At 73.5% G+C, this 23,518-nt stretch carries 24 protein-coding genes; 11 read left to right on the forward strand and 13 right to left on the reverse strand.

The window, feature by feature from the left end:
* Positions 1–79: 79 nt before the first annotated feature.
* A complete protein-coding gene (locus ACYVDA_RS01565) occupies positions 80–1,522 on the forward strand; it encodes a CCA tRNA nucleotidyltransferase (RefSeq protein ID WP_460814218.1) in 1,443 nt (480 codons plus the stop codon).
* Between the two features lie 37 nt (positions 1,523–1,559).
* On the opposite strand, the gene ACYVDA_RS01570 is transcribed toward ACYVDA_RS01565, so the two are convergent.
* Positions 1,560–2,369 carry a Type 1 glutamine amidotransferase-like domain-containing protein gene (locus ACYVDA_RS01570; protein WP_460814221.1) on the reverse strand — a complete coding sequence of 270 codons (810 nt, stop codon included), beginning with the start codon at positions 2,367–2,369 and terminating at the stop codon, positions 1,560–1,562.
* A 178-nt stretch (positions 2,370–2,547) separates the two neighbouring features.
* Between ACYVDA_RS01570 and ACYVDA_RS01575 the strand changes: the two genes are divergently transcribed.
* Positions 2,548–3,015 (forward strand): SRPBCC family protein, encoded by a 468-nt coding sequence (locus tag ACYVDA_RS01575; RefSeq protein WP_460814224.1) that lies wholly within the window; start codon positions 2,548–2,550, stop codon positions 3,013–3,015.
* Here ACYVDA_RS01575 and ACYVDA_RS01580 read toward each other — a convergent pair.
* The 6 genes from ACYVDA_RS01580 to ACYVDA_RS01605 form a co-directional block, all read right to left on the reverse strand.
* The gene (locus ACYVDA_RS01580; RefSeq protein ID WP_460815059.1) at positions 2,993–3,697 is read right to left on the reverse strand and encodes a histidine phosphatase family protein; all 705 of its coding nucleotides are present in this window, start codon (positions 3,695–3,697) and stop codon (positions 2,993–2,995) included. The two genes, ACYVDA_RS01575 and ACYVDA_RS01580, sit on opposite strands and share 23 nt — an antisense overlap.
* Positions 3,690–4,718 (reverse strand): DUF2189 domain-containing protein, encoded by a 1,029-nt coding sequence (locus ACYVDA_RS01585; RefSeq protein WP_460814227.1) that lies wholly within the window; start codon positions 4,716–4,718, stop codon positions 3,690–3,692. The genes ACYVDA_RS01580 and ACYVDA_RS01585 overlap by 8 nt, the downstream gene beginning before the upstream one ends.
* Before the next feature lie 94 nt (positions 4,719–4,812).
* Complete coding sequence (locus ACYVDA_RS01590) at positions 4,813–5,217, reverse strand: GntR family transcriptional regulator (RefSeq protein ID WP_460814229.1); 405 nt, start codon at positions 5,215–5,217, stop codon at positions 4,813–4,815.
* Positions 5,214–6,236 (reverse strand): hypothetical protein, encoded by a 1,023-nt coding sequence (locus tag ACYVDA_RS01595; RefSeq protein ID WP_460814231.1) that lies wholly within the window; start codon positions 6,234–6,236, stop codon positions 5,214–5,216. Before ACYVDA_RS01595 ends, ACYVDA_RS01590 begins: the two co-directional genes overlap by 4 nt.
* Positions 6,237–6,375: 139 nt before the next feature.
* Positions 6,376–7,467: an inositol-3-phosphate synthase gene (locus ACYVDA_RS01600; protein WP_460814234.1), complete on the reverse strand. Its 1,092-nt coding sequence runs from the start codon at positions 7,465–7,467 to the stop codon at positions 6,376–6,378.
* Entirely contained in the window at positions 7,449–8,102 is a 654-nt protein-coding gene (locus ACYVDA_RS01605; RefSeq protein WP_460814237.1) for a PadR family transcriptional regulator, read from the reverse strand. Before ACYVDA_RS01605 ends, ACYVDA_RS01600 begins: the two co-directional genes overlap by 19 nt.
* Positions 8,103–8,401: 299 nt before the next feature.
* On the opposite strand from ACYVDA_RS01605, the gene ACYVDA_RS01610 reads away from it, so the two are divergent.
* Entirely contained in the window at positions 8,402–10,489 is a 2,088-nt protein-coding gene (locus ACYVDA_RS01610) for a transglycosylase domain-containing protein (protein WP_460814240.1), read from the forward strand.
* Between the two features lie 27 nt (positions 10,490–10,516).
* Positions 10,517–11,932: a glycosyltransferase family 87 protein gene (locus ACYVDA_RS01615; protein ID WP_460814243.1), complete on the forward strand. Its 1,416-nt coding sequence runs from the start codon at positions 10,517–10,519 to the stop codon at positions 11,930–11,932.
* 9 nt (positions 11,933–11,941) lie between these two features.
* Here ACYVDA_RS01615 and ACYVDA_RS01620 read toward each other — a convergent pair whose 3' ends face one another.
* Both ACYVDA_RS01620 and ACYVDA_RS01625 read right to left on the reverse strand, forming a co-directional pair.
* Positions 11,942–13,018, reverse strand: coding sequence for an alanine racemase (locus ACYVDA_RS01620; protein WP_460814245.1), 1,077 nt, complete (start codon positions 13,016–13,018; stop codon positions 11,942–11,944).
* 5 nt (positions 13,019–13,023) lie between these two features.
* Positions 13,024–14,166, reverse strand: a complete 1,143-nt coding sequence (locus tag ACYVDA_RS01625; protein ID WP_460814247.1) for a lipid II:glycine glycyltransferase FemX — start codon at positions 14,164–14,166, stop codon at positions 13,024–13,026.
* 60 nt (positions 14,167–14,226) lie between these two features.
* Here ACYVDA_RS01625 and ACYVDA_RS01630 point away from each other — a divergent pair, with 60 nt between their 5' ends.
* Positions 14,227–14,775, forward strand: coding sequence for a flavin reductase family protein (locus ACYVDA_RS01630; RefSeq protein WP_460814249.1), 549 nt, complete (start codon positions 14,227–14,229; stop codon positions 14,773–14,775).
* Positions 14,776–14,822: 47 nt separating this feature from the next.
* On the opposite strand, the gene ACYVDA_RS01635 is transcribed toward ACYVDA_RS01630, so the two are convergent.
* Both ACYVDA_RS01635 and ACYVDA_RS01640 read right to left on the reverse strand, forming a co-directional pair.
* Positions 14,823–15,728: an alpha/beta hydrolase gene (locus ACYVDA_RS01635; RefSeq protein ID WP_460814251.1), complete on the reverse strand. Its 906-nt coding sequence runs from the start codon at positions 15,726–15,728 to the stop codon at positions 14,823–14,825.
* A gap of 2 nt (positions 15,729–15,730) precedes the next feature.
* The gene (locus ACYVDA_RS01640; protein ID WP_460814253.1) at positions 15,731–16,537 is read right to left on the reverse strand and encodes a deoxyribonuclease IV; all 807 of its coding nucleotides are present in this window, start codon (positions 16,535–16,537) and stop codon (positions 15,731–15,733) included.
* A 191-nt stretch (positions 16,538–16,728) separates the two neighbouring features.
* Here ACYVDA_RS01640 and rpsF point away from each other — a divergent pair, with 191 nt between their 5' ends.
* The 4 genes from rpsF to rplI all read left to right on the forward strand — a co-directional run bounded on the left by rpsF (position 16,729) and on the right by rplI (position 18,541).
* Positions 16,729–17,019, forward strand: a complete 291-nt coding sequence (rpsF, locus tag ACYVDA_RS01645; RefSeq protein WP_460814255.1) for a 30S ribosomal protein S6 — start codon at positions 16,729–16,731, stop codon at positions 17,017–17,019.
* A gap of 99 nt (positions 17,020–17,118) precedes the next feature.
* A complete protein-coding gene (locus ACYVDA_RS01650) occupies positions 17,119–17,748 on the forward strand; it encodes a single-stranded DNA-binding protein (protein WP_460814257.1) in 630 nt (209 codons plus the stop codon).
* Positions 17,749–17,844: 96 nt separating this feature from the next.
* Positions 17,845–18,081: a 30S ribosomal protein S18 gene (gene rpsR, locus ACYVDA_RS01655; protein WP_460814260.1), complete on the forward strand. Its 237-nt coding sequence runs from the start codon at positions 17,845–17,847 to the stop codon at positions 18,079–18,081.
* Positions 18,082–18,097: 16 nt separating this feature from the next.
* Positions 18,098–18,541 (forward strand): 50S ribosomal protein L9, encoded by a 444-nt coding sequence (gene rplI, locus ACYVDA_RS01660; protein ID WP_460814262.1) that lies wholly within the window; start codon positions 18,098–18,100, stop codon positions 18,539–18,541.
* A gap of 30 nt (positions 18,542–18,571) precedes the next feature.
* On the opposite strand, the gene ACYVDA_RS01665 is transcribed toward rplI, so the two are convergent.
* On the reverse strand, positions 18,572–19,276 hold the full coding sequence (locus ACYVDA_RS01665; protein WP_460814266.1) for a hypothetical protein: 705 nt from the start codon (positions 19,274–19,276) through the stop codon (positions 18,572–18,574).
* Between the two features lie 179 nt (positions 19,277–19,455).
* On the opposite strand from ACYVDA_RS01665, the gene ACYVDA_RS01670 reads away from it, so the two are divergent.
* A complete protein-coding gene (locus ACYVDA_RS01670; RefSeq protein ID WP_460814269.1) occupies positions 19,456–20,175 on the forward strand; it encodes an SDR family NAD(P)-dependent oxidoreductase in 720 nt (239 codons plus the stop codon).
* Positions 20,176–20,190: 15 nt separating this feature from the next.
* Here ACYVDA_RS01670 and ACYVDA_RS01675 read toward each other — a convergent pair whose 3' ends face one another.
* Positions 20,191–21,555: an MATE family efflux transporter gene (locus tag ACYVDA_RS01675; RefSeq protein ID WP_460814272.1), complete on the reverse strand. Its 1,365-nt coding sequence runs from the start codon at positions 21,553–21,555 to the stop codon at positions 20,191–20,193.
* 620 nt (positions 21,556–22,175) lie between these two features.
* Here ACYVDA_RS01675 and dnaB point away from each other — a divergent pair.
* Complete coding sequence (gene dnaB, locus ACYVDA_RS01680) at positions 22,176–23,480, forward strand: replicative DNA helicase (RefSeq protein ID WP_460815061.1); 1,305 nt, start codon at positions 22,176–22,178, stop codon at positions 23,478–23,480.
* Positions 23,481–23,518: the final 38 nt, after the last annotated feature.

Genomic DNA, 23,518 nt, shown 5'->3' on the forward strand with positions numbered 1-23,518 from the left:
GGCTACCGACGAGCGCGGGCCGACCCGTGCAGCCCGGGCCGGGGCCCCGGGGGTGCGCGCGGCACTAGACTCACCGCCCGTGCCCGACGAGCCCCTGCTGATCACCGACGTCCAGGCGCGAGTCGTGGCGGAGCTGGCCCGGATCGCGCCGGTCACCGACGAGCTCGGACGCCGCTTCGCCGCCGCCGGCCACGAGCTGGCCCTGGTCGGCGGGCCCGTCCGCGACGCCATGCTCGGTCGCCTCCAGACCGACCTCGACTTCACCACCTCGGCCACCCCCGAGGTGACCGAGAAGCTGCTGCGCGGGTTCGCCGACGCCATCTGGGACGTGGGTCGCCACTTCGGCACCATCGGCTGCCGGCGCGGCGACTGGCAGGTCGAGATCACGACGTACCGCTCCGAGGCCTACGACCCGGGCAGCCGCAAGCCCGCCGTGGCGTACGGCGACTCGCTCGTCGGCGACCTGGCCCGCCGCGACTTCACCGTCAACTCGATGGCGCTCTCGTTGCCCGCCCAGCAGCTCGAGGACCCCTTCGGCGGGATCGTCGACCTGGCCCACCGGGTGCTGCGCACGCCCGGACGCCCCGAGGACTCCTTCTCCGACGACCCGCTGCGGATGATGCGGGCGGCCCGGTTCACCGCCCAGCTCGGGTTCACCGTCGACCCCGGCGTGGTCGAGGCGATGACCGCGATGGCCGAGCGGATCACGATCGTCTCGGCCGAGCGGGTGCGCGACGAGCTGGTCAAGCTGCTCCTCGCCCCCGACCCCGTGGCGGGCCTGCGCCTGCTCGTGGAGACCGGCCTCGCGGCGTACGTCCTGCCCGAGCTGCCGGCCCTGGCCCTGGAGCGCGACGAGCACCACCGGCACAAGGACGTCTACGAGCACACCCTGACCGTGCTCGAGCAGGCCATCGACCTCGAGCCGCGCCTGCCGGGCGACGGGCCGGATCTGGTCGCGCGGCTGGCCGCGCTGATGCACGACGTCGGCAAGCCCCGCACCCGGCGGTTCGTCGACGGCGGCGTGGTCACCTTCCACCACCACGACGTGGTCGGGGCCAAGCTGACCCGCAAGCGGATGCAGGCGCTGAAGTTCTCCAAGGACCAGGTGGACGCGGTGTCCCAGCTGGTCGAGCAGCACCTGCGCTTCCACGGCTACGGGTCGGGCGAGTGGACCGACTCCGCCGTACGCCGTTACGTCCGCGACGCCGGCGGCCAGCTCGAGCGCCTGCACGTGCTGACCCGCGCCGACTGCACCACCCGCAACCAGCGCAAGGCCGACCGTCTCCGCCGCACCTACGACGAGCTCGAGGAGCGGATCGCACGGCTCTCCGAGGAGGAGGAGCTCGCCTCGATGCGCCCCGACCTCGACGGCAACCAGATCATGGAGATCCTCGGCATCGGCCCCGGCCGCGAGGTCGGCCAGGCCTACCAGTTCCTCCTCGACCTCCGCCTCGACCAGGGCCCCCTGCCCCCCGACCAGGCCACCGCCCTGTTGAGGGAGTGGTGGGCCCAGCGCACCTGACGGCGGGCGGCGGGAGCTCGGCGCTCGTACATCGGGGTCAGAGACGCTCCACGAGGGTCCTGCCGGGCCCAGAACGTCCACGAGCCTCGCCAAGGGCGTCCTCGGCGTCCTCCGCGTCCTGGGGGTCGACCGGCTCGACCCGCCAGATCCGGCCCGCACCGGTGACCCGGTCCGCCCCGGGTCGGGCGTACGCCGCTGCGGCGGACGGGTGGCTATCGGCGGCGTCCAGCCGCAGGGCGGTGTCCTCGTCGATCGCGACCCCGTGCGGGGCCAGCCGGGCCCCGACCACCGCCACCAGCCGGGACAGGTTGCCCCAGGCCGCGGCGTGCACGTCGATCGCGCCGTCGACGAGCCCGAGGCCCGGCAGGACGGTGACCTCGTCGAGGCCCTCGTCGCTGTCCTGGGGGCACACCGGCACCCCGTCGAGCCGCCAGCCCCCGACCACGGCGTGGGTGCCGGCGATCGCGGCGCCCGCGGAGAACCCGGCGTACGCCGTGCCGCCGGCGACGAGCGCGCGGACCTGCTCGGCCAGCGGCCCCATCGCGGGGAGGTACGCCGGGGTGGGCCCGCCGCCCACGACCAGCCCGTCGAGGTCCTCGAGCGCGCTCGCCGGGCAGGTCCCGCCGGGCGGCACCCGCTCGACCAGCACGTCGGGCAGCCCGAGCCGCTCCAGCACCTCGAGGTAGCGCCCGTGGTAGGCGCGCGACTCCTCGTCGACCCCGATCACCACCAGCCGCACCCGGGGCGCGCGCGAGCCGGCCCGGGCACGGACCTCGGTCACGAAGCCGCCCCACACCTCCGGCTCCGGTCCCCGGGACCAACCGCCACCCAGCAGGAAGACGCTCACGGGGGCAACCTAGCCCGGGCGGCCGCTGCGGCCGGCCTGTTCGGTGTGGCCCGGTGTGGCCCGGTGTGGGCGGGCTCACCGACCAGCCCGCGGGACCCGGAGGGGGTCGCCCCCGGGAGCGGGCCTAGGTTCGGCGCACCTGCCCCGGACCGACCGGGGCGCGCAGGGAAGGACCGCCATGCCGCTCACCGACGTCGCCCCCATCGAGGCCTCGATCGAGATCGCCGCCCCTCCCGCCAAGGTGTGGGCCCTGCTCTCGGACCTGACCAACATGCCGCGCTGGAGCCCGCAGGTGCGCAAGACCTTCGTCCGCGGCGGTCCGACCCGTCAGGGCGCGAAGCTGGTCAACATCAACCGCCGCGGCCTGCTGTTCTGGCCCACGCAGGCGATGGTGACCGAGTTCGAGACCGAGCGGCGCCTGGCCTTCCGGATCAAGGAGAACTGGACGATCTGGTCCTTCACCCTCGAGCCGACCGCGGACGGCGGCACCCGTGTCGTCGAGCGCCGCGACGCCCCCAAGGGCATCTCCGACGTCTCGGTCACCCTCACCAAGCGCGTCCTGGGGGGGCTCGACGAGTTCGTCGTCGAGCTCGAGCAGGGGATGAACGAGACCCTGGCCAAGATCAAGGCCGACGTGGAGCGCTGAGCACGGGGCCCGCACCCGGCCCCCACCCGGTCAGCCGCCAGCGGCCGGGCCCGCCGGTGACGACCGCCCGCTCGGTGTTGCCGAGCGGGTGGTCCCGGGCGTACGCCGCGCTCACCCCGGCGTCGGCACCCGCCACGGCCGGCTCGGGCCCCGCCAGCACGGGCAGCGCCACCCCGAGCGCCGTCTGGTGCCCCACGACCAGCACCGTCGCGCCGGGGTGCGCCCGCCCGATCTCGTCGAGGGTGTCCTGGTGGCGCCGGACGACCTCGGTGCCGGACTCCCCGCCCGGGAAGCGCACGTCCAGGTCGCCCGCGTGCCACTGCCGGGTCACCTCGTCGATGCGTTCCACGTGGAACGCCGTGCCGATCAGGTCGCCGAGGAAGACCTCGCGCAGGGCCTTCACCGCCGTCACCCCCACGGCCGGCGCCCCGGCCGCCGCCAGCCGGGCCGCCGCGATCTCCCCGGTCTGCACCGCCCGCGAGGTGTCACTGGTGACCACCGCGACGACCCCCTCGCCGACCGCGGAGGCCCCGAGCCAGCCGGCCTGCTCGCGACCCTCGTCGGTCAGCGAGCCGCCCTCGTCGGAGAACCAGGTCTCGACGTACGCCGCCTGCGCGTGACGCGCGACCAGCAGCCGGGTCTCGGGAGGCCCGGTCGGGTGGGTGTCCGTCGGCTCACGCAGGCGGGCTCACCGGCTGACCGTGGAGCACCCGGAAGGTGTAGGCGCCCGCCAGCAGGACCACCGGCGCGGCCGCCAGCAGGCCGATGCCGCACAGCATCGCCCCGACGGTGAGCACCAAGGAGGAGAGCAGGTAGAACACCAGGCTCTCGACCAGGTGGCTGCGCACGAAGGAGATGCTCGCCTTGATGGCGTCGACGGCGCCCAGGCGCTGGTCGACCAGGAAGTAGACGGTGTACTGGGTGAAGAACGTGAACAGGACCGCCGGCAGGAAGCACAGCAGGTAGCCGATCGCGGTGCCCACCCCGAGCAGCACCGCGGCGAGCAGGACCTGGCCCTTGTCCCAGCCCTGCCAGATCGACCCCAGCGACACCGGACGACCGTCGACCGCGTCGAGCCCGCCGCGGACCAGGGCCGCGGCGATGAACTGCGTGATCAGCGACAGGACCAGGGCGAACGCCGCGTAGACCAGCATCATCCCCAGGAACCCGGTGCCGGGCTCGTAGGTCACCGTGCCGTCCGCGCGGGTCTGCATGCTGCCGCCGGACACGATCGAGGCGAACAGCGCGGCGTACGCGATCCCGACCACGACGACCACGACCAGGCCGAGCACCAGCACCGGCACGAGCAGGTCGCCCGGTCGCTTGGTGAACTTCGCCCAGCCGTACTTGATCGCCTCGACCGCGTCGTAGCCACGGGGCCCGAAGCCACCCGGGGGCACGCCGTACGGCCCCGGGGCGTAGGCCTGCCCGTAGGGCGGCTGCTGCCCGTACGGCTGCCCGGGCTGCCCATAGGGCTGCTGCCCGTACGGCTGCTGGCCGTACTGCCCCGGCTGACTCCCGTACTGCTGCTGGCCGTACGCCGGCGGACCCGGCTGCCCGTAGCCGCCGGGCTGGCCGTACCCGCCCTGCCCGTGGCCCCCCTGCTGCTCGTGGGTCGGCCCACCCGCTGCGTCCCCCCGCTCGTCGTCGCCCTGGGGCTCGCGGGGGTCCTGGGGTCCGGGCGGAGGCGTGCCGTCGCTCATGGCCGAACCCTAGGAAGACGGGGGCGGGTTGTCACCGGTTCGGGCGAAGCGGCGGACGTCCGCCGCCCAGGTCGGGTCCTCGGTCCCGGGACCGTCACTGGGGTGCGGCTGCTGACGCCTGCGCCACCCGTCCGAGGGCCGCCTGGGCCTCCGCCCGGCTGGCGCCCAGGGCGCGGGCCCGGGCCAGGTAGGTGGCGGCCAGACGCTCCAGGCCCTGCTCCAGCCGGACGTCGTCGCGCTGGACCCAGTCCACCCGTGGCGCGACCCGGGTGCCGCCGCCGCGGCGCGAGACCAGCAGGCCCGCGCCCTCGAGCTCCCGGTAGGCGCGCGCCACGGTGCCGACGGCGAGACCGAGGTCACCGGCCAGCTGACGCAGCGGCGGCAGCCGGTCACCGGGCGCGAGCGCACCGCTGCCGACCAGGTCCTGGAGCTGGCGCCGCAGCTGCTCGTACGCCGGCGTGGGGTCGTCGGTGTCGACCTCGAGGTGGGAGGTGGTCACCGGCCCGGGCCCCCCGACGACGGAGCTCCACCGGGGCCCAGGGGCGTGACACCGTCCGCGCCCCCACGCGGGTCGACCCCGCCTCCCGGCCCGACGGGGTCGGACGGCCCGGCCGGTCCGGTCGGACCCGCCGTGGCCGGGGGCCGGGCGAGCCCGTGCGGGGTCCCGGGCCGCAGCAGGATCAGCGCGCACCCGAGGACCAGCACGGCCACGGGCAGGACGCTCACCCCCAGACCGGTGGCCACGGGCCCCGCCCAGCCGGGCGAGCACATCGACTCCCCGCTGGCGAGGTTGCCCAGGGCGCTGGCGGCCGCCGTGGCGACCCCGACGTAGGAGGAGCCCACGGCCAGGCCGGTGGCGGCGACCACCACCCGCAGGGAGCGGCGCCGCAGGGCGTCGTCGCCCCCGACGTCGCCGCTGCCGCGCGGCCGCTGCACCACCCGGCGGGCGGCGATCCCGGCCACCACGAGCACGACGAGCAGGGCCAGCGCCAACGGTCCGGTGTAGTAGCTCCCGGGGTAGGGGCCGGCCGACGCGCCCCCGGCGGCCTGCTCGCACGACACGGCGCGGGCGGTGCCGTCGGTCTCGTCGGGGCTGGCGGTCAGGGTGGTGAAGAGGAGCAGGGCCGTGGTCAGCACCAGGACGGCCGCGACCGCGACCCAGACCCGCGGCGCGTAGTCGCGCACCCGGCGCACCCCGAGCGACGCCGAGCGCACGCCGGGGTCCCGGCGTGGGCGGACCAGCGTCTCGCCGGCCACGACGGCGAGCAGCACGCAGGTGCCGAAGACGGCCGGGGCGAGCATCGGGCCGGTCCCGTAGGTGCCACCCCGCGACACGGCCCGCGCGGCGAGGAACCCGGCCACCACGCCGACGACGCGGGTCAGCCCGACCAGGCGCGCCTCGCGGACCGGGACCTGCGGGGTGCGGGCGCCGGACCGGCTGGCGAGGACCACCGCGGTGACCACCCCCGCGCCGAGGAGGATCACGAGCAGGAGCTCAGGGGCGCCGACCGCGGACATGGTCTCTCCTTTGTGCCAGGTGGTTGACACAAAGATGGGGCCGGGGACGACTTGTGTCAAGACCTCGGCACAAACGCCGACGGCACGGCCACCCGGTGCGGGACCGGGGGCCGTGCCGTCGTACGTGGTGGTGCGGGGGTCAGCGCTCGACGTCGCCCGTGATGAAGGCCTCGACCGAGGCGCGGCCCTCCTCGTCGGGACGCTGCACCGGGGGGGACTTCATCAGGTAGGACGAGGCCGACAGCAGGGGGCCGCCGATGCCGCGGTCCTTGGCGATCTTCGCCGCGCGGATGGCGTCGATGATGATGCCGGCGGAGTTCGGGGAGTCCCAGACCTCCAGCTTGTACTCCAGGTTGAGGGGGACGTCGCCGAAGGCGCGACCCTCCAGGCGCACGTAGGCCCACTTGCGGTCGTCGAGCCAGGCGACGTAGTCCGAGGGGCCGATGTGGACGTTCTTGGAGTCGGTCAGGCCGGCCAGCGAGCCGGTCAGGTTCGAGGTGACGGCCTGGGTCTTGGAGACCTTCTTGGACTCCAGGCGCTCGCGCTCGAGCATGTTCTTGAAGTCCATGTTGCCGCCGACGTTGAGCTGGTAGGTGCGGTCCAGCGCCACGCCGCGGTCCTCGAACAGCTTGGCCATCACGCGGTGGGTGATGGTCGCGCCGACCTGGCTCTTGATGTCGTCGCCGATGATCGGGACGCCCGCGTCCTCGAACTTCTGGGCCCACTCGGGGTCGGAGGCGATGAAGACGGGCAGGGCGTTGACGAAGGCCACGCCTGCGTCGATCGCGCACTGGGCGTAGAACTTGTCGGCGTGCTCCGACCCGACGGGCAGGTAGGAGACCAGGACGTCGACCTCGGCGGCACGCAGGGCCGCGACGACGTCGACGGGCTCCGCGGCGGACTCCTCGATGGTCTGGCGGTAGTACTTGCCGAGGCCGTCGTGGGTGGGGCCGCGCTGGACCTCGACACCGAGGGTGGGGACGTCGGCGATCTTGATGGTGTTGTTCTCCGAGGCGTTGATGGCCTCGGACAGGTCCTTGCCGACCTTCTTGTCGTCGACGTCGAACGCGGCGACGAACTGCACGTCCGAGACGTGGTACTCGCCGAACAGGACGTGCATCAGGCCGGGCACGACCGCGGACGGGTCGGCGTCCTTGTAGTAGGTGACGCCCTGGACGAGGGAGCTGGCGCAGTTGCCCACTCCGACGATGGCTACTCGGATCGATCCCATGGTTCTCCTTCGCTTGACGACTGCTGTGTGCTGCCGGGGGTGGTGACGGGTGCTGCTGGTGCGGGGGGTGGCGCGGTGTGGATGGTGGGGGCGGGGCCGGCGCGCTCGGCGGCGATCAGCTCGGTGAGCCACCGCACCTCGCGCTCGACGGACTCCACGGAGTGGCGGTGCAGCTCGCTGACGTAGCGGTCGACCGGGCCGGTGGGCTCGCGCTCGGACCCGCGGACCCGGTCCAGGCGCTCCTGGAGGCGGGTGCGGCGTCCCTCGAGCACGCGCAGGCGCACGTCGGCGTCGGTGCGGGAGAAGAACGCGAACCGGGTGGTGAAGTCCTCGTCCTCCCAGGCGGCCGGGCCGGCGTCGGTGATCCGGTCGGCGAAGAAGGCCTCGCCGGCCGGGGTGATCCGGTAGACGATCCGCTGGCGGCGCGACACCGGGGCCGGCGTGGCTGTGTCCTCGCTCACGAGCCCGGCCCGCAGCATCCGCTTCAGCGCCGGGTAGAGCGAGCCGTAGGAGAGCAGCCGGGTCCAGCCCAGGAGCAGGTTGAGCCGCTTGCGCAGCTCGTAGCCGTGCAGGGGTGAGTCGTGGAGCAGGCCGAGGACGGCGAGCTCCAGGGCGGCGCTCTTGCTGGCGGGCACGGTCACCTCCTCGGGCGGCTCGGCGGCGACGTACGGCGTCGCTGCATCGAGGTAACCTATCAAACCGATATATCAACCACGCCACGCCACTCCGGTCCGGACGTTCCAGCAGGACGTACGAACCGGACCCCGTACCCTTCGAGGCGGATCGGGGACGGACCCACCCATCACCGACGGCGCTGGGGGGAGCGCGCAGGAGAAGAGGACCAGTGAGCGGTAGCGGCACCAGCCAGACGTCCAAGAGGCCGGGGAAGCCCACGCGTGGGCGCCGGGCCCTCGGAGTCCTGAAGTGGCTGTTCGTGACCGGCCTCGTCCTCGTCGTGGTCCTGGCGGGCATCGGCTACTTCACCTACCGCAACACCACGATCCCCTCGGCCAACAAGGCCTTCGAGGCGCAGTCGAGCTACGTCTACTACGCGGGCGGCAAGACCAAGATCGGCACCTTCGCCGAGCAGAACCGCGAGTCCATCCCGCTGGCCGACATCCCCAAGTCGATGCAGCAGGCCGCGATCGCGGCCGAGGACCGGTCCTTCTACTCCAACAGCGGCATCGACCCCAAGGGCATCCTGCGCGCGGCGTTCTCCAACGCCAAGGGCAACTCCACCCAGGGCGCCTCGACGATCACCCAGCAGTACGTCAAGATCCTCTACCTCAGCCAGCAGCGCACGTTCTCCCGCAAGATCAAGGAGGCGTTCCTGTCGCTGAAGGTGCAGCAGGAGCAGTCCAAGGACGCGATCCTCGAGGGCTACCTCAACACCATCTACTTCGGTCGTGGGGCGTACGGCGTCCAGGCCGCCTCGCTGGCCTACTTCGGCCGGCCGGCCAAGAAGCTCGACGTCGCCGAGTCGGCGATGCTCGCGGCGATCCTGAACTCCCCCAACTACCTGCGGCCCGACAAGGGCGCGCCGGGGCGCCAGGCGCTGATCGACCGCTACGACTACGTGCTCAACGGCATGGTCTCGATGGGGAACCTCGACGCCGCCCAGCGCGACCGCCTGATCGGCAAGCTCCCCGCGCTGAGCAAGGCCCCGACCAACAACCAGTACGGCGGTCAGAAGGGCTTCATGCTCGGCCTGGTCAAGGCCGAGCTGCGTCGCCTGGGCTTCGACAGCAGCGAGATCGACTCCGGCGGCCTGCGCGTGGTGACCACGTTCAGCCCCGCGGCGATGCAGGCCAGCCAGGACGCGGTGGCCAACCAGCGTCCGCCGGGCCTGGCCAAGCTGCACGTCGCGACCGCCTCGGTGGACGTCAAGACCGGAGCGCTGGTCGGCTTCTACGCCGGGCAGGACTACCTCAAGAGCCAGCTCGACTGGGCCACGCTCGGCGGGTCGCCCGGGTCGGCGTTCAAGCCGTTCGCGCTGGCCGCCGCCCTCAACGCCGGGTTCAGCCTGAAGTCCACCTTCGACGGCAACTCGCCCTACACCTTCGCCAACGGCTCGCAGGTCAAGAACGAGGGCCCCGGCACGGGCAACAACTACGGCTCGGCGATCAGCCTCGTCACGGCCACGGAGCAGTCGGTCAACACGGCGTACTCCGACCTGACCGAGGCCCTGGGCACCGACGGGCCCCGCCAGATCCTGAACACGGCCGTCAAGCTCGGCGTGCCGCGCAAGACCTCGGGCCTGGAGGCCAACAACGCCATCGCGCTGGGCTCGGCCACGATCAGCCCGGTCGTGATGGCCAACGCCTACGCCACCTTCGCCAACGGCGGCCTCCACCACGACGTGTTCACGATCAAGAAGGTCACCCGTGCGGTCGACGGCAAGGTGCTCTACCGCGCCCCGCGCAAGACCAACCGGGCCCTGAGCGGCGACGTGGCCGCCGACGTCAGCTACGCCCTCCAGCAGGTCGTGCAGAACGGCACCGGCCGCAACGCCCTCGGCCTGGGTCGCCCCGCCGCCGGCAAGACCGGCACGGCCACCAACGCCGACGGCGACGTCTCCTCGTCGTGGTTCGTCGGCTACACCCCGCAGATCTCGACCGCGGTGATGTACGTCCGCGGCAAGGGCAACGAGGCGCTCAACGGTTACCTGCCCTCCTACTTCGGCGCCGACTACCCCACCCGCACCTGGACCGCGGTGATGCAGGCCGTGCTGGCCGGCACGTCGGTGGAGAGCTTCCCGCCCCCGGCCTTCGTCTCCGGGACGCCGCCGACCGACGGCCACGCGCCGTACACGCCGCCGCCGTCGCCGACCGCCACCCCGACCCCGTCGCCGAGCCCCTCGAAGTCGGCCTCGCCCAGCCCCACGCCGAGTCCGTCGAAGTCGGCCTCGCCGACCGCCAAGCCGAGCCCGTCGAAGAGCACGGGCGTCGGCGGTGCGCCGTCGACCCCGGCCGGTCGGGCCTGTGACCCGAACACCGACCCGAGCTGCACCACCACCCCGTGACGGGCCCGTGACCAGCCGTGACGAGCCGTGACTGAGGCCCCGACCCTGGTCGACCCGGTCGCCCGCTCGCTGAGCGAGGTGGCCGGGGGACCCGTGGGTCGGCACGCGCGCCCGCACCCGTGGTGGTCGCCGGTGCGCGTCCTGCTCGTGCTCTGCGCGGTCGGGATGGCGCTGGCGATCGTGCAGCACACGCCCTGCACGAGCACGAACTGGTCCAGCGACCAGGCCCGCTACTCCAAGATGTGCTACTCCGACGTGCCCTACCTCTACACCGGGCGCGGGCTGGCCGAGGGCCGCTGGCCGTACGCCGACTCCGGCGGCCGCTACGAGGCCATGGAGTACCCTGTCGGCATCTCCTACCTGGCCTGGGGGACCGCGCTCCTGACCCAGCTCGACCCCTCCGGCCCACCCGTGGCCGAGCGTCGGCTGGCCGCCCCCGGGTCGCTGTGGGGGCTGCCGGGGATGACGCAGGAGACCAACACCTACTTCCTGCTCACCGCGGTCCTCCTCGCCGGGCTGGCGCTGCTGACGACCTGGCTGGTCGCCGGCGTGCACCGACGGCGGCCCTGGGACGCGCTGATGCTCGTGCTCTCGCCGTGCCTGCTGGCGACCGCGCTGGTCAACTGGGACCTGCTCGCGGTGGTGATGGTGGCGGGCGCGCTGTGGGCCTGGTCGCGGGACCGGTCGACGCTGACCGGCGTGATGATCGGGCTCGGCACCGCCGCCAAGCTCTACCCGCTGTTCCTGCTCGGTCCGGTCCTGGTGATCGCCTGGAGGCGTAAGCAGCCCGGCGAGGCCGCGCGCGCGATCGCCGCCGCGGCCGCCACCTGGCTGCTGGTCAACGCCCCGGCCCTGGCCACCGGGCCCCAGCAGTGGCTGGTGTTCTGGAGGTTCAACTCCGCCCGTGCGGCCGACCTGGGCTCGGCGTGGCTGGCCCTGACCGACGCCGGCGGGTCGTACTCGGTGCACACCATCAACACCTGGTCGTGGGTGCTCTTCGCCGCGGTCTGCGCCGGCGTGGCCGTGCTCGGGCTGCGCGCGCCCCGGACCCCCCGGCTGGCGCAGCTGGGGTTCCTGGTCGTGGTCGGCTTCCTGGCCGTCAACAAGGTCTACTCGCCGCAGTACGTCCTGTGGCTGCTGCCGCTGGCCGTGCTGGCCCGCCCCCGCTGGCGCGACCAGCTGATCTGGCAGGCCGGCGAGATGGTCTACTTCGTCGCCGTCTGGATGTACCTCGGGCACTGGCTCGAGGAGGCGGCGGGTGGGCGTTCCCCGGCGTACGACCTGGCGATCTGGGTGCGGCTGGCGGCCGAGCTCTACCTGGCCGTCGTCGTGGTCCGCGACGTGCTGCGCCCCGAGCACGACCCGGTGCTCGAGGAGCGCGAGGTCCCGGGCGGGGCCGAGGCCGCGCTCCCCGAGCGCGACCGCGAGCCCGCGCTCGGCTGAGCCCGTCCGCTAGCTGATCTCCACGACGTCGACGTCGGTGGTGGTGTGCCGCACGCGCACGTCGACCTCGGTGCCCACGGCCGGGACGTCGGCGTCCGCGGGCAGGAACAGCATCGAGGCCTGCATGTGGGGCGGCTCGGCGAAGAGGCGACGCTTGCCCGCGACGGTGAAGGGGGAGCGCACCAGCCCGGCGGCGTCCAGGCCGCCCCGGGCCACGCTGGCCGCGCGGGCCCGCAGGCTCTGCTGGCCCAGGGGTGCCTCCAGCCCGATCCCGTGGGAGGTGCCGCCGGCGACCACCAGGATGGTGCCGGCGCGAGGAGCGGACCGGCCGCGGTAGCCGTAGACGTCGCCGCGGCGCACCGGGTGGGCGTCGAGGACGGTGGCCCGCACCGACATCGCCGCCGGGTCGCCCAGCCACAGGGCGGTGCCGGTGCGCGGCCGCAGCACGAGGTCGGGGTGGTCGGCGCGCAGCCGCTGGAGCTCGGTGTCGCTGAGGTGGGAGACCCAGACGGTGCGGCCGCGCTCACCCAGCTCGGTCAGCCCGGCCGCGACCACGTCGGTCAGCAGCCGCTCCATCTCGGCCAGGTGGCCCGGGCCGCCCGCGCCCGCGAGCGGCAGGTGCACGGCCGCGCCCTCCAGCTCCACCCCGCCCCGGGTGCGCACCCGGCGTCCGGCCTCGCGCAGGTCCGCGGCGCCGAAGCCGTGGCGGCGCATGGAGGTGAGCCGCTCGAGCACGACGCGGGGGCGGCGGCCGGTCGTGAGGCCCCGCGTGGCCAGGGCCTCGAGGTCCTCCAGCCGTCCGACGGTGTGGATCACCCGGGGGTCGTCGCTGTCGGGGGTGCCGGGGCGCCACGGGGTCATCACCAGCACCGAGCCCTCGAAGCGGGGCAGCACCTGGGGCAGCTCGTCGTAGGTGCCGACGCAGATCGTGTCGACACCGAGCCACTGGGCCTTGCGGGCGAGCCGGCCCAGGCCGAAGCCGTAGCCGTTGCCCTTGCAGACCGGCGCGAGGCCCGGCTGGCGCTCGGCGACGGCGCGCAGGTGGGCGCGCCAGCGGTCGCCGTCGACGTGGAGGGTCAGGGGCACGGTGGTCAGCCCTTCCGGGACATGTAGAGGTCGAAGGCGGCGTACAGCGCCTTGTTCAGGGGCAGGTCCCACTCGCCGACGTGCTCGACGGCCTCGCCGCCGGTGCCGACCTTGAACTGGATCAGGCCGACGTGGCCGTCCTCGGAGGACAGCGTGTCGGTGATGCCGCGCAGGTCGTAGACGTGGGCGCCGGCGGCGAGGGCGTCGCGGATCATCTCCCACTGGACCGCGTTGGACCCGCGGACCTCGCGCTTGTCGGTGGAGGACGCGCCGTAGGAGTACCAGGTGTGGGTGCCGACCCGGATCCAGATCGTGCTGGCCACCAGGTCGCCTTCGTGGCGGGCCAGGTAGAGCCGGATCCGGTCGGGGTCCTCGGCGCGCAGGGCGTCCCACATGGTCTCGAAGTAGGAGAGCCGGCGCGGGGTGAAGTGGTCGCGCTCGGCGGTGTGGGCGTACAGCTCGTGGAAGGCGCCCAGGTCCTCGCGGGTGCCCTGGGTGACCTCGACGCCGAGCTTGGCGGCCTTCTTGATGTTGCGGCGCCAGAGTTGGTTCATCCCCTTGAGCACCTCGTCCTCGGTGCGGGGGGTGCCGTCGGGGCCCACCAGGGGGACCTGGAAGTTGAACTGCGGCTGGCCCGCGGCGAACCCGCCCTCGACCGACTGGGGGCGCCAGCCGAGCTCACGCAGCTGGGAGACCACGGCGGCGCCGGTGCGGCCGCGCTCCGCGGGGGGCAGCTGGGTCAGGCTGGTCACCGACTCGTCGGCGATGCCCTCCTTGACCTGCGCCGCCGTCCAGCGCCGGGTGACGACCGGGGGGCCGATCCGGACCCCGAACGCGCCCTGCCCCTTGAGGTGCTCGGCCAGCGGCTCGAGGTAGGCGCCCAGGTCCTCGGCGTCCCAGTCGATCACCGGGCCCTCGGGCAGGTAGGCCAGGTAGCGGCGCACCTTGGGGAGCTGGCGGTAGAGCACCAGCGCGACCCCGACGAGCTCGCCGTCGAGGCGCCAGCCCACGGACTCGGCCTTCCACTCCGGCTTGACCGCCGCCCAGGCCGGGGTCTGCAGGAAGCTCGCCGAGCCGCCGCTCGCGGTCACCGCCCGCAGGTGGTCGAGGTGGTCGGCCGTGGAGATGGTGGAAACCGTGATCGTCACCGGCCGAGCCTAACGGGGGGCGCTGGCCCGGTGGCGACCGCGCTCTGAGAGGCTCCGAGGATGCCGGCACACGACGGCGCGGGACGCTCCTACGACGGGGCGGTGGCGCCAGCGAGGATGCGGGAGGCAATGGGCCGCCTCCCGACCGGCGTCTGCGTGGTCACGACCGTGACCGACGGCGAGGAGGTCGGGCTGACCGTCGGGTCGGTCGTCTCGGTCTCCCTGGAGCCGCCCCTCGTGCTCGTGTGCATAGGTCGCAGCGTCCGTCTGCACGACGTGCTCGTCGGGTCGGAATCGTGGGGTGTCAGCGTCCTGGCCGAGAGCGCCCGGTCGGTCGCCGCGCTGTTCGCGCGCCAGGGCTCCGACACCCGGGGTCGGGTCGCGCAGGTGGACCACCACCGCGGCGCAGCCACGGGCGTGGCCCTCGTCGACGACGCCTGCGCCTGGCTGGAGTGCCGCACCGAGGCGGTTCACTCGGCCGGCGACCACAGCATCCTGGTGGGCCGCGTGGTCCGCACGGCAGTGGCCCCGGACGCGCCGGACGGATCCCCGCTGGCCCCTCTGGTGCACCACCGCGGCGGCTACGGGACCGTCGACACCTCGTCCTGAGCCTTTGCGATCGTCGGACCGACGAGTCGAGGCCCCACCGTCCGGCGTCATCCCTCGACGAGCGCCTGGATCCGACCCCAGGCCGCGGCCCGGGGGTCGATCAGGGTGAAGTGGTCACCCGGCACCGTGACGGCCTCGGCCCGGCCGCGGGCCCGGGTGGCCGCCCGGACGTAGTCGGCGGCCTGGGCGGTCGGGATCACCCGCTCGTCGTCGGCCTGGACCCCGATCACGGGGCAGGCGGCCGGGACCAGCAGGGCCGGGTCGCCCAGCCGGTAGCGGTCCGGGTGCTGAGCGGGGGTCCCGCCCATCAGCGACTGCGTCGCCCCGCCGGACTCGGGGGCGGTCGCGGCCGCCGTGAGGTCGAGGAGGCCGGACAGCGAGACCACGCGCCGCGGCTCGCGGGCCGGTGCTCCGCCCGGGGTGCGGGCGCTGCGCGAGCCGGCCCACGCCGCCAGGTGGCCGCCCGCGGAGTGCCCGACCAGCACCGACTCGCGCGGCAGGTCGGCCAGGTCGGGGTGGCGCGTCACGAGGTCGATCGCGCCGGCGACGTCGGCGAAGGTCGCGGGCCAGCCGCCGCCGGACCCGACGCGGCGGTACTCCACGTTGACGACCGCGTGCCCCCGCGACACCAGGCGCTGCGCCATCGGGACCATCAGGTCCAGGCCGTAGGAGGCCTGCCAGTAGCCGCCGTGGACCAGGACGACCGTGAGGGCCGAGGCGCCGGGCCTGCCGGCAGGGCGGCGTACGTCGATCAGCTGCTGCTCGCGGTCGGGTCCGTAGAAGAGCCGCTTCACCCCGCTCGCCGGGCTGGGGGACGCCCCGCCGGTCGAGCGGCCCGAGCTGCCCGAGCTGCCGGGGCCGGGCCCGCAGCCGGCGAGCGCCCCCGCCACCCCCAGGGCGGGGAGGGCGAGCCCCGTGCGGAGCAGGGCCCGTCGCGTGGGCCGGTCGGCCACCCTCAGACCCCGTGCTCGCGCAGCCACGCGAAGTCGGCGCGGTGCTCCTCGGCGCCGCCGGGGGTCTCGCAGACCACGGGGGCGCCGGCCTCGCGGACCACGGCGGCGAACTCGTCGGGCGGGAGCTGGCCGGCGCCGAAGTTGGCGTGGCGGTCGGCGCCGGAGTCGAAGGCGTCGCGGCTGTCGTTGGCGTGCACGAGGTCGATCCGGCCGGTGATGCCGCGAACGCGCTCGACCGCGGTGCCGAGGTCGATGCCGCCGGCCCAGGCGTGGCAGGTGTCGAGGCAGAAGCCGACCTGCTCGAACCCCTCGGCCCGGGACACCGCCTCCCAGACGCCCGCGATGCGGTCGAGGTGGCGGGCCATCGCGTTGTCGCCGCCCGCGGTGTTCTCGATCAGCAGGGGCACCTTGAGGTCGGTGGCCTCGATCGCCTTGCGCCAGTTGTCGAAGCCCTTCGCGGGGTCGTCGTCCTTGCCCACGTGGCCGCCGTGCACGATCAGGGCCTTGGCGCCGACGTCCGCGGCCGCGTCGACGTGCTGCTGGAGCAGCTTGCGGCTCGGGATCCGGATGCGGTTGTTCGTCGTCGCGACGTTGACGATGTAGGGGGCGTGGACGTAGAGGTCCACCCCGGCCTCCGCCGCGGCCGCCCGCAGGGCCCCGGCCCCGCCCGGGTAGCGGATCTCGGGGCCCTTGTAGCTCTGCGGGTCACCCAGGAACGTCTGCACGAGGGTGGTCCCGCGGGCCACGGCCTCGGCGACGGGGTCCTCCTGGGTGACGTGGGCTCCGACGACGACGGTGCTGGTGGTCATCGCGCCAGCCTAGGCGGGGCGACCGACAGGCCGACCCGCGTCCCGGGACCCGGTGGACCGCGATTCGCGCCGGGGTGCCGCTCGTTGCTAACCTTGCCCGTCGCCCTCCCCCGATGGGAGTGGCGACACCGATCAACCCTCCTGCCACGGAGATGCCGTGGCCGCCGAGTCCGAAGGAGGTGGGCACGCTCATGCGTACCTACGAACTCATGGTCATCCTCGACCCCAACCTCGAGGAGCGCACCGTCCAGCCGTCGCTCGACACCTACCTCAACGTGGTGCGCAACGACGGTGGCACCGTCGACAACATCGACGTCTGGGGTCGTCGTCGTCTCGCCTACGAGATCGACAAGAACGCCGAGGGCATCTACGCCGTCGTCGCCCTGCAGGCCGAGCCCGCGACCGTCAAGGAGCTCGACCGTCAGCTCTCGCTGAACGAGTCGGTGCTGCGCACCAAGGTCCTGCGCCCCGACGCCCACTGATCCACAGGCTCCGGACACGTCCTAGGACGTGTCGGGAGCGCCACCTACCGTCAGGTGGAGCAGCACCAGCCAGTTCCGCACCGCACCCAGGGAGACCCCATGGCAGGCGAGACAGTCATCACCGTCGTCGGCAACCTCGTCGACGACCCGGAGCTCCGCTTCACCCCCTCGGGGGCGGCGGTCGCGAACTTCCGGATCGCGTCGACCCCGCGCACCTTCGACCGTCAGTCCAACGAGTGGAAGGACGGCGACGCGCTGTTCCTCTCCTGCTCGGTGTGGCGCCAGGCGGCCGAGAACGTCGCGGAGTCGCTGCAGAAGGGGATGCGCGTCGTCATCCAGGGTCGGCTCAAGCAGCGTCAGTACGAGACCCGCGAGGGTGAGAAGCGCACTGTCGTCGAGCTCGAGGTCGAGGAGATCGGCCCCAGCCTGAAGTACGCCACCGCCAAGGTCGCGCGCGTCCAGCGCAGCGCCGGCGGCGGGGGCGGCTACGGCGGGGGTCAGCAGTCGTCCGGCGGCGGTGCCGGCTCCGACGACCCGTGGGCCTCGACCCCGGCCCAGGGCGCCTCGTCGTCCGGCGGGGGCCAGGGTGGCGGCAGCTGGGGCGCGAGCTCCGGCGGCGGCCAGCAGTCCGGCGGGAGCTGGGGCGGTCAGCAGGGTGGCGGTCAGGGTTCGTCCCAGCCGCAGAACGACCCGTGGGCCAGCCAGGGCTCGGACGAGCCCCCCTTCTAGGGACTCGCCCCGCACCACGCACAACCGAATAGTCCATCCCTCACCATTCCGGCCTCAGTAACCACCCTGGGCCGGGCTCACAAAAGGAGCACCACAATGGCCAAGGCAGTGATTCGCAAGCCCAAGAAGAAGGTTTGCCAGTTCTGCAAGGAGAAGGCGACCGGTGTCGACTACAAGGACACCAACCTCCTCCGCAAGTTCATCTCCGACCGCGGCAAGATCCGCGCGCGTCGGGTCACCGGCAACTGCGTCCAGCACCAGCGCGACGTCGCCATCGCGGTCAAGAACGCCCGCGAGGTGGCTCTGCTGCCCTACACGTCCACCGCTCGCTGAGGAAGGAGATCCCCTCATGAAGCTCATTCTGACCCAGGAGGTCACCGGCCTCGGTGCCGCCGGCGACGTGGTCGAGGTCAAGGACGGCTACGGCCGCAACTACCTCATCCCGCGCGGCTTCGGCATCCGTTGGACCCGCGGCGGCGAGAAGACCGTCGACTCCATCAAGAAGGCCCGTTCGGCCCGCGCGGTGCGCGACGCCGACCACGCCGTCCAGGTCAAGGCCTCGCTCGAGTCCTCGACCTACAACGTGCCGGTGCGTGCCGGTGAGGGTGGTCGCCTGTTCGGCGCCGTCACCGCCGCCGACATCGCCACGGCCATCACCGCCGCCGGCGGCGAGGTCGACAAGCGCACGATCGTGGTCAAGAACCCGATCAAGTCGCTCGGCAGCCACACCGTGACCGTCAAGGTCCACGACGAGGTCGAGGCGAAGGTCAACCTCAACGTCGTCTCCGCCTGACGCTCAGCACACCGTCGAAGGCCGTCCCCCTCACCGAGGGGGGCGGCCTTCGGTCGTCGTACGCCGACCCCGCTCGTCGAAGGTGGCCGGACCCGGGCCCCCGAGCCAGGTGCGCCGGTGGAGGCGCAGCAGGAACCAGATCAGGCTCAGGTTGATGCCCAGGGCCACCACCAGGGTCGGGGCCCGCAGCGCCTCCAGGCGACCGCCCAGGACCAGCGCCGGCAGCACCGCCACCAGGGCGAACCCCCAGACGAGCAGCCCGGCCCGGCCGGCGGCGTACCGGTCGCGGGGCTGCTGCTGCGTGGCCAGCATCCCGATCTCGCGCGCGAGGAGCAGGCAGTACGCCGCCTGGGGCAGCGAGGCCGCCCAGCCGCCGGCGTCGCCGATGGCGTGCTGCACCTGGGGGAACCACGTGGGCACGCTGACGACCGCGGCCACGACGGCCGGCCAGCGCAGGACCGCGGTGGTCGGCTGCGCCCGCGTCAGGGCCCAGGTGCCCGACAGCACCACCAGCCAGCCGACGGGGTCGGCGAGCAGGTCGTAGTGCTCCCACGCGGGGTGCCGCCCCGCCGGGGTCCACGACACGAACCCCACGACGACCACCAGGCCCAGCGCGATCAGCTGGAGCGGCGTCGACGTGCGCCGGGCGCGTCGCGGCGACCCGTCGGCGCCCCCGGTCGCGCCCGCTGGCCCGCCCCCGCGAGCGGGGGGCTGCGGGTCGGGCGTGCTCGGCATGGTCGCCAGCGTAGGGCGCTCGGCCGGGACGGGGGCGCGAGGTCGGGCAGGCGGTCCTGGCGGCCGGATCGCGGGTCGGCTTGGGCGGGCTGGCTTGGATGGGCGGGCCGGGGACCGGGCGGCGCGGGCGCGACCCGCGGCAGGCCCCCGGCGGGTGAGCACGCGAGGGGTGGTTCCGGGTGGAGCTGGGGGACGCGCGGGTCCTGGTCTGCGGGGCGTCGGGAGCGATCGGGGGCCAGGTCGTCGACCTGCTGCTGGAGCGCGGGGCGCGGGTGGTGGCCGCGGGTCGCGACCCCGGACGGGTGGGGGCGGTCGCGCAGCGGTGCGGCACCGAGCCGCTGCTCTTCGACGCGGTGGACGCGGAGTCCTGCGCGGCGACGGTCGAGGCGGCCGCGGCCGAGCTCGGTGGCCTGGACGGGATCGTGGTCTGCGTCGGCGTGGCCGGCTTCGGTCCGGCGATGCGGGCCGACGACGCGGTGGTCGAGGAGCTGTTCGCCGTCAACGTCCTCGGCCCGATGGCCCTGGTGAGGGCGGCCGCGCGCCGGTTCGGCGACGCCGGGGCGGACGAGCACGGCGGTCGCGGGTTCGCGGTCGTGGTGTCCGCGATCCTGGCCGACCTGCCCACCGCGGGGATGGCGGAGTACTCCGCGGCCAAGAGCGCGCTGGCCACCTGGCTCTCCGTCGTCCGCCGGGAGGAGCGCCGCCGCCTGCTGGTCGTCGACGTGCGCCCGCCGCACCTGGACACCGGCCTGGACACCCGGGCCCTGGCCGGCGAGCCGCCGAGGCTGCCGGCGCCGTACCCCTCGGACCGGGTGGCCCAGGCCGTCCTCGAGGCCGTCGAGGGGGATGCCCGCGAGGTGGTCTTCGACGCGAAGGCGGGCGAGCTGGTCGTGCGCTGAGGGGCCCGACGGCCCTCAGACGCCCAGACGCATCCAGGCGGTGCCGCGTGCGCGCAGCAGCAGCGTGACGGCCCGGCCTCCCATGAACAGCGCCCCGAAGGCGACCCAGAGCCAGACCAGGCCGTGGTCGAGCCGGGGCACGCGGGTCAGGGCCAGCCCGACCGGGGCGAACAGCAGCAGGGTCACGGCCTGGGCGGCGGCGAGGTAGGCGGCGTCGCCCGCCCCGATCAGGATCCCGTCCAGGACGAACACGATGCCCGCGAGCGGCTGGGCCAGCGCCGCCACGAGCAGCACCGGCACCAGCAGGGACCGGACCTCGGGGTCGGTGGTGAACAGCGGGCCGAGCACGGTGCTCAGGGCGGCCAGGGCCAGGCCCGTGACGACCCCGGTCGCCCAGCCCCATCGCTGCATCCGCGAGGCCAGGGCCCGGGTCCCGGCGGCGTCGCCGGCCCCCAGGTAGCGGCCCGTGACGGCCTGCGCGGCGATCGCGACCGCGTCGAGGGTGAAGGCCAGGAAGGTCCAGATGGTCAGCGCCAGCTGCATCGTGGCGAGGTCGGCGTCACCCAGGCCGGCGGCGGCGTACGTCATCAGGAGCAGGGAGGCGCGCAGCAGCAGGGTGCGGAGAACGAGCGGGACCCCGGCCCGCGCGGATCGGCGTACGCCGGCGAGGTCGGGCCGCAGGCGGGCGCCGGCCCGGCGGGCCCCGCGACCGACCACCAGCACCAGGACCAGCGCCGAGCCGACCTGCGCCACCAGCGTGCCCAGCGCCGACCCCACGAGCCCGAGGCCGTCCCAGCCGGCGACCCCGTGGACCAGCACGAGGTTGGCCACGACGTTGACGGCGTTGGCGCAGACCGCCACCACGAGCGGCGTACGGGTGTCCTGGAGGCCGCGCAGCACCCCGGTGGCGGCCAGCATCAGCAGCAGCGGCGTGACGCCCATGAGCGCCGGACGGAGGTACGCCGTGGCGAGGTCGCCGACGTGCCGTCCGGGTCCCAGGAGACCGACCAGGGCCGGGGTCAGCGGCACGGCCAGCGCCGTGACCACCACGCCGATCACCACCGCCAGCCAGAGTCCGTCGACGCCCTGGGTGAGGGCGTCGCGGGTGCGTCCGGCCCCGACCTGCCGCGCCACCGAGGCGGTGGTGCCGTAGGCCAGGAAGACGCACAGGCTGACCAGGGTGCCGAGGACCGCCGAGGCGATCCCCAGCGCGGCCAGCTCCGGGGTGCCGAGGTGACCCACGATGGCGGAGTCGGCCAGCAGGAACAGGGGCTCGGCGACCAGCGCCAGGAAGGCCGGGACGGCCAGGCGGAGGATCTCCCGGTCGTGCGAGCGCGGACCCGGGGAGTCGGACGCCGGAGGGGTCCGCCGCCGTATCACGCTGGTGAGGCTAGAGCCAACCCCAGCCTGTGCAAAACTCGCCGATCCTGTGGGTATCTCCAGCCCGGGGGGCTTTGTCGACATACCGGCGAGGAGCCGGGAGATGTCTAGACGGTGAACGACCCGGCCGTCGGATTTCTTTTCTCCACAGGCCGCGGTGGAGGAAAAGCCCAGGTCAGGGCCGGTGCGGGGGGTGGAAGAACTTCGTCGTCCACAGGTCCGTCAACAGGTTGCCCCCAGGACGGGCGGCGTGTTCCACACCGTCAACAGGGTTATCCACAGGTGCCTGTGGATGACGGGCTTGGTGACCCGCTCCCCGGGGCTTAGCCTCGGGCGCTCCGGACCTCGGGGACACGTCGTGTCAGTGCTCGGTCGTAGCCTCCACGGCGTCCGGCCAGCGGCGCCGACGGGGGCTGTTCGAAGGAGAGGGGAGGCGTTCGATGAGCATGACCGATCCGACCGGTCCGGCCGGGGGTTCGCTCGGTGCGATGACCACCGGTGACGGCTGGGGCTCCGACTTCGACGCCAGCGACCTCGGCGACTACGGGAGCCCCTTCGGCGGCGACGCGGGCGGTCCCACCGGGGGCCAGGGCGGCAACCAGGAGCACTGGTCGGGCCGGATGCCCCCGCAGGACCCCGACGCCGAGCAGAGCGTGCTGGGCTCGATGCTGATCTCCAAGGACGCCATCGCCGACGTCAACGAGCAGATCAACGGCACCGACTTCTACCGGCCGGCCCACGAGCTGATCTACGACACCATCGTCGACCTCTACGGTCGCGGCGAGCCGGCTGACCCGGTGACGGTCTCGGCCGAGCTGCAGCGTCGCGGCGAGCTGGGCAAGGTGGGCGGCGCGCCGTACCTCCACACGCTCTCGGCCAGCGTCCCGATCGCGGCCAACGCCAGCTTCTACGCCACGATCGTGCGCGAGAAGTCGGTGCTGCGCCGGCTCGTGGACGCCGGCACCAAGATCGCGCAGATGGGCTACGCCCAGGAGGGCGACGTCGACCAGACCGTCGACGCGGCCCAGCAGGAGGTCTACGCGATCGGGGAGAAGCGGGCGCAGGAGGACTACGCCCCGCTCTCGGCGATCATGGAGTCGACGCTGGACGAGATCGAGGCGATCTCCAACAACGACGGCGCCGCCAACGGCGTGCCCACCGGCTTCGCCGACCTCGACGAGCTCCTCAACGGCTTCGGCGGCGGGCAGATGGTCATCGTCGCCGCGCGACCCGCGGTCGGCAAGTCGACGCTGGCCCTGGACTTCTGCCGGGCCGCCTCGATCCACAACAACCTGACTAGCTGCTTCTTCAGCCTCGAGATGTCGAAGTCCGAGATCACCATGCGGCTGCTCTCGGCCGAGGCCAAGATCCCGCTCAACAACATCCGCAAGGGCCCGATGGGCGAGGACGACTGGAACAAGCTGGTCCCCAAGATGGGGCAGGTCTCCGGGGCGCCGATGTTCATCGACGACAGCCCCAACATGACGATGATGGAGATCCGGGCCAAGGCCCGTCGGCTCAAGCAGCGGCACGACCTGAAGCTGATCGTGATCGACTACCTCCAGCTGATGTCCTCGGGCAAGAAGGTCGAGTCCCGCCAGGTCGAGGTCTCGGAGTTCTCCCGGCAGATCAAGCTGCTGGCCAAGGAGCTCGACGTCCCGATCATCGCGCTGTCGCAGCTCAACCGTGGTCCCGAGCAGCGGGCCGACAAGCGCCCGATGATGTCGGACCTGCGCGAGTCCGGATCGATCGAGCAGGACGCCGACATCGTGATGCTGCTGCACCGCGAGGACGTCTACGAGAAGGAGTCGCCCCGCGCCGGCGAGGCCGACATCATCGTGGCCAAGCACCGCAACGGCCCCACCCGCGACGTCGTGGTCAGCTTCCAGGGCCACTACTCGCGCTTCGTGGACATGGCGCACTAGCCCGCGAGCCCGCGGACACCCGGACCGACGAGGGGAGC

The sequence above is a fragment of the Nocardioides korecus genome (genome assembly GCF_054778395.1).

Bases quoted from the DNA above. Each gene is read 5' to 3' on its own strand.
- ACYVDA_RS01575 (WP_460814224.1), top strand. From the start codon at position 2,548: ATGCCGCTCACCGACGTCGCCCCCATCGAGGCCTCGATCGAGATCGCC.
- ACYVDA_RS01585 (WP_460814227.1), bottom strand. From the start codon at position 4,718: ATGAGCGACGGCACGCCTCCGCCCGGACCCCAGGACCCCCGCGAGCCC.
- ACYVDA_RS01595 (WP_460814231.1), bottom strand. From the start codon at position 6,236: ATGTCCGCGGTCGGCGCCCCTGAGCTCCTGCTCGTGATCCTCCTCGGC.
- ACYVDA_RS01600 (WP_460814234.1), bottom strand. From the start codon at position 7,467: ATGGGATCGATCCGAGTAGCCATCGTCGGAGTGGGCAACTGCGCCAGC.
- ACYVDA_RS01630 (WP_460814249.1), top strand. From the start codon at position 14,227: ATGCCGGCACACGACGGCGCGGGACGCTCCTACGACGGGGCGGTGGCG.
- ACYVDA_RS01640 (WP_460814253.1), bottom strand. From the start codon at position 16,537: ATGACCACCAGCACCGTCGTCGTCGGAGCCCACGTCACCCAGGAGGAC.
- rpsF (WP_460814255.1), top strand. From the start codon at position 16,729: ATGCGTACCTACGAACTCATGGTCATCCTCGACCCCAACCTCGAGGAG.
- ACYVDA_RS01650 (WP_460814257.1), top strand. From the start codon at position 17,119: ATGGCAGGCGAGACAGTCATCACCGTCGTCGGCAACCTCGTCGACGAC.
- rpsR (WP_460814260.1), top strand. From the start codon at position 17,845: ATGGCCAAGGCAGTGATTCGCAAGCCCAAGAAGAAGGTTTGCCAGTTC.
- rplI (WP_460814262.1), top strand. From the start codon at position 18,098: ATGAAGCTCATTCTGACCCAGGAGGTCACCGGCCTCGGTGCCGCCGGC.
- ACYVDA_RS01665 (WP_460814266.1), bottom strand. From the start codon at position 19,276: ATGCCGAGCACGCCCGACCCGCAGCCCCCCGCTCGCGGGGGCGGGCCA.
- dnaB (WP_460815061.1), top strand. From the start codon at position 22,176: ATGCCCCCGCAGGACCCCGACGCCGAGCAGAGCGTGCTGGGCTCGATG.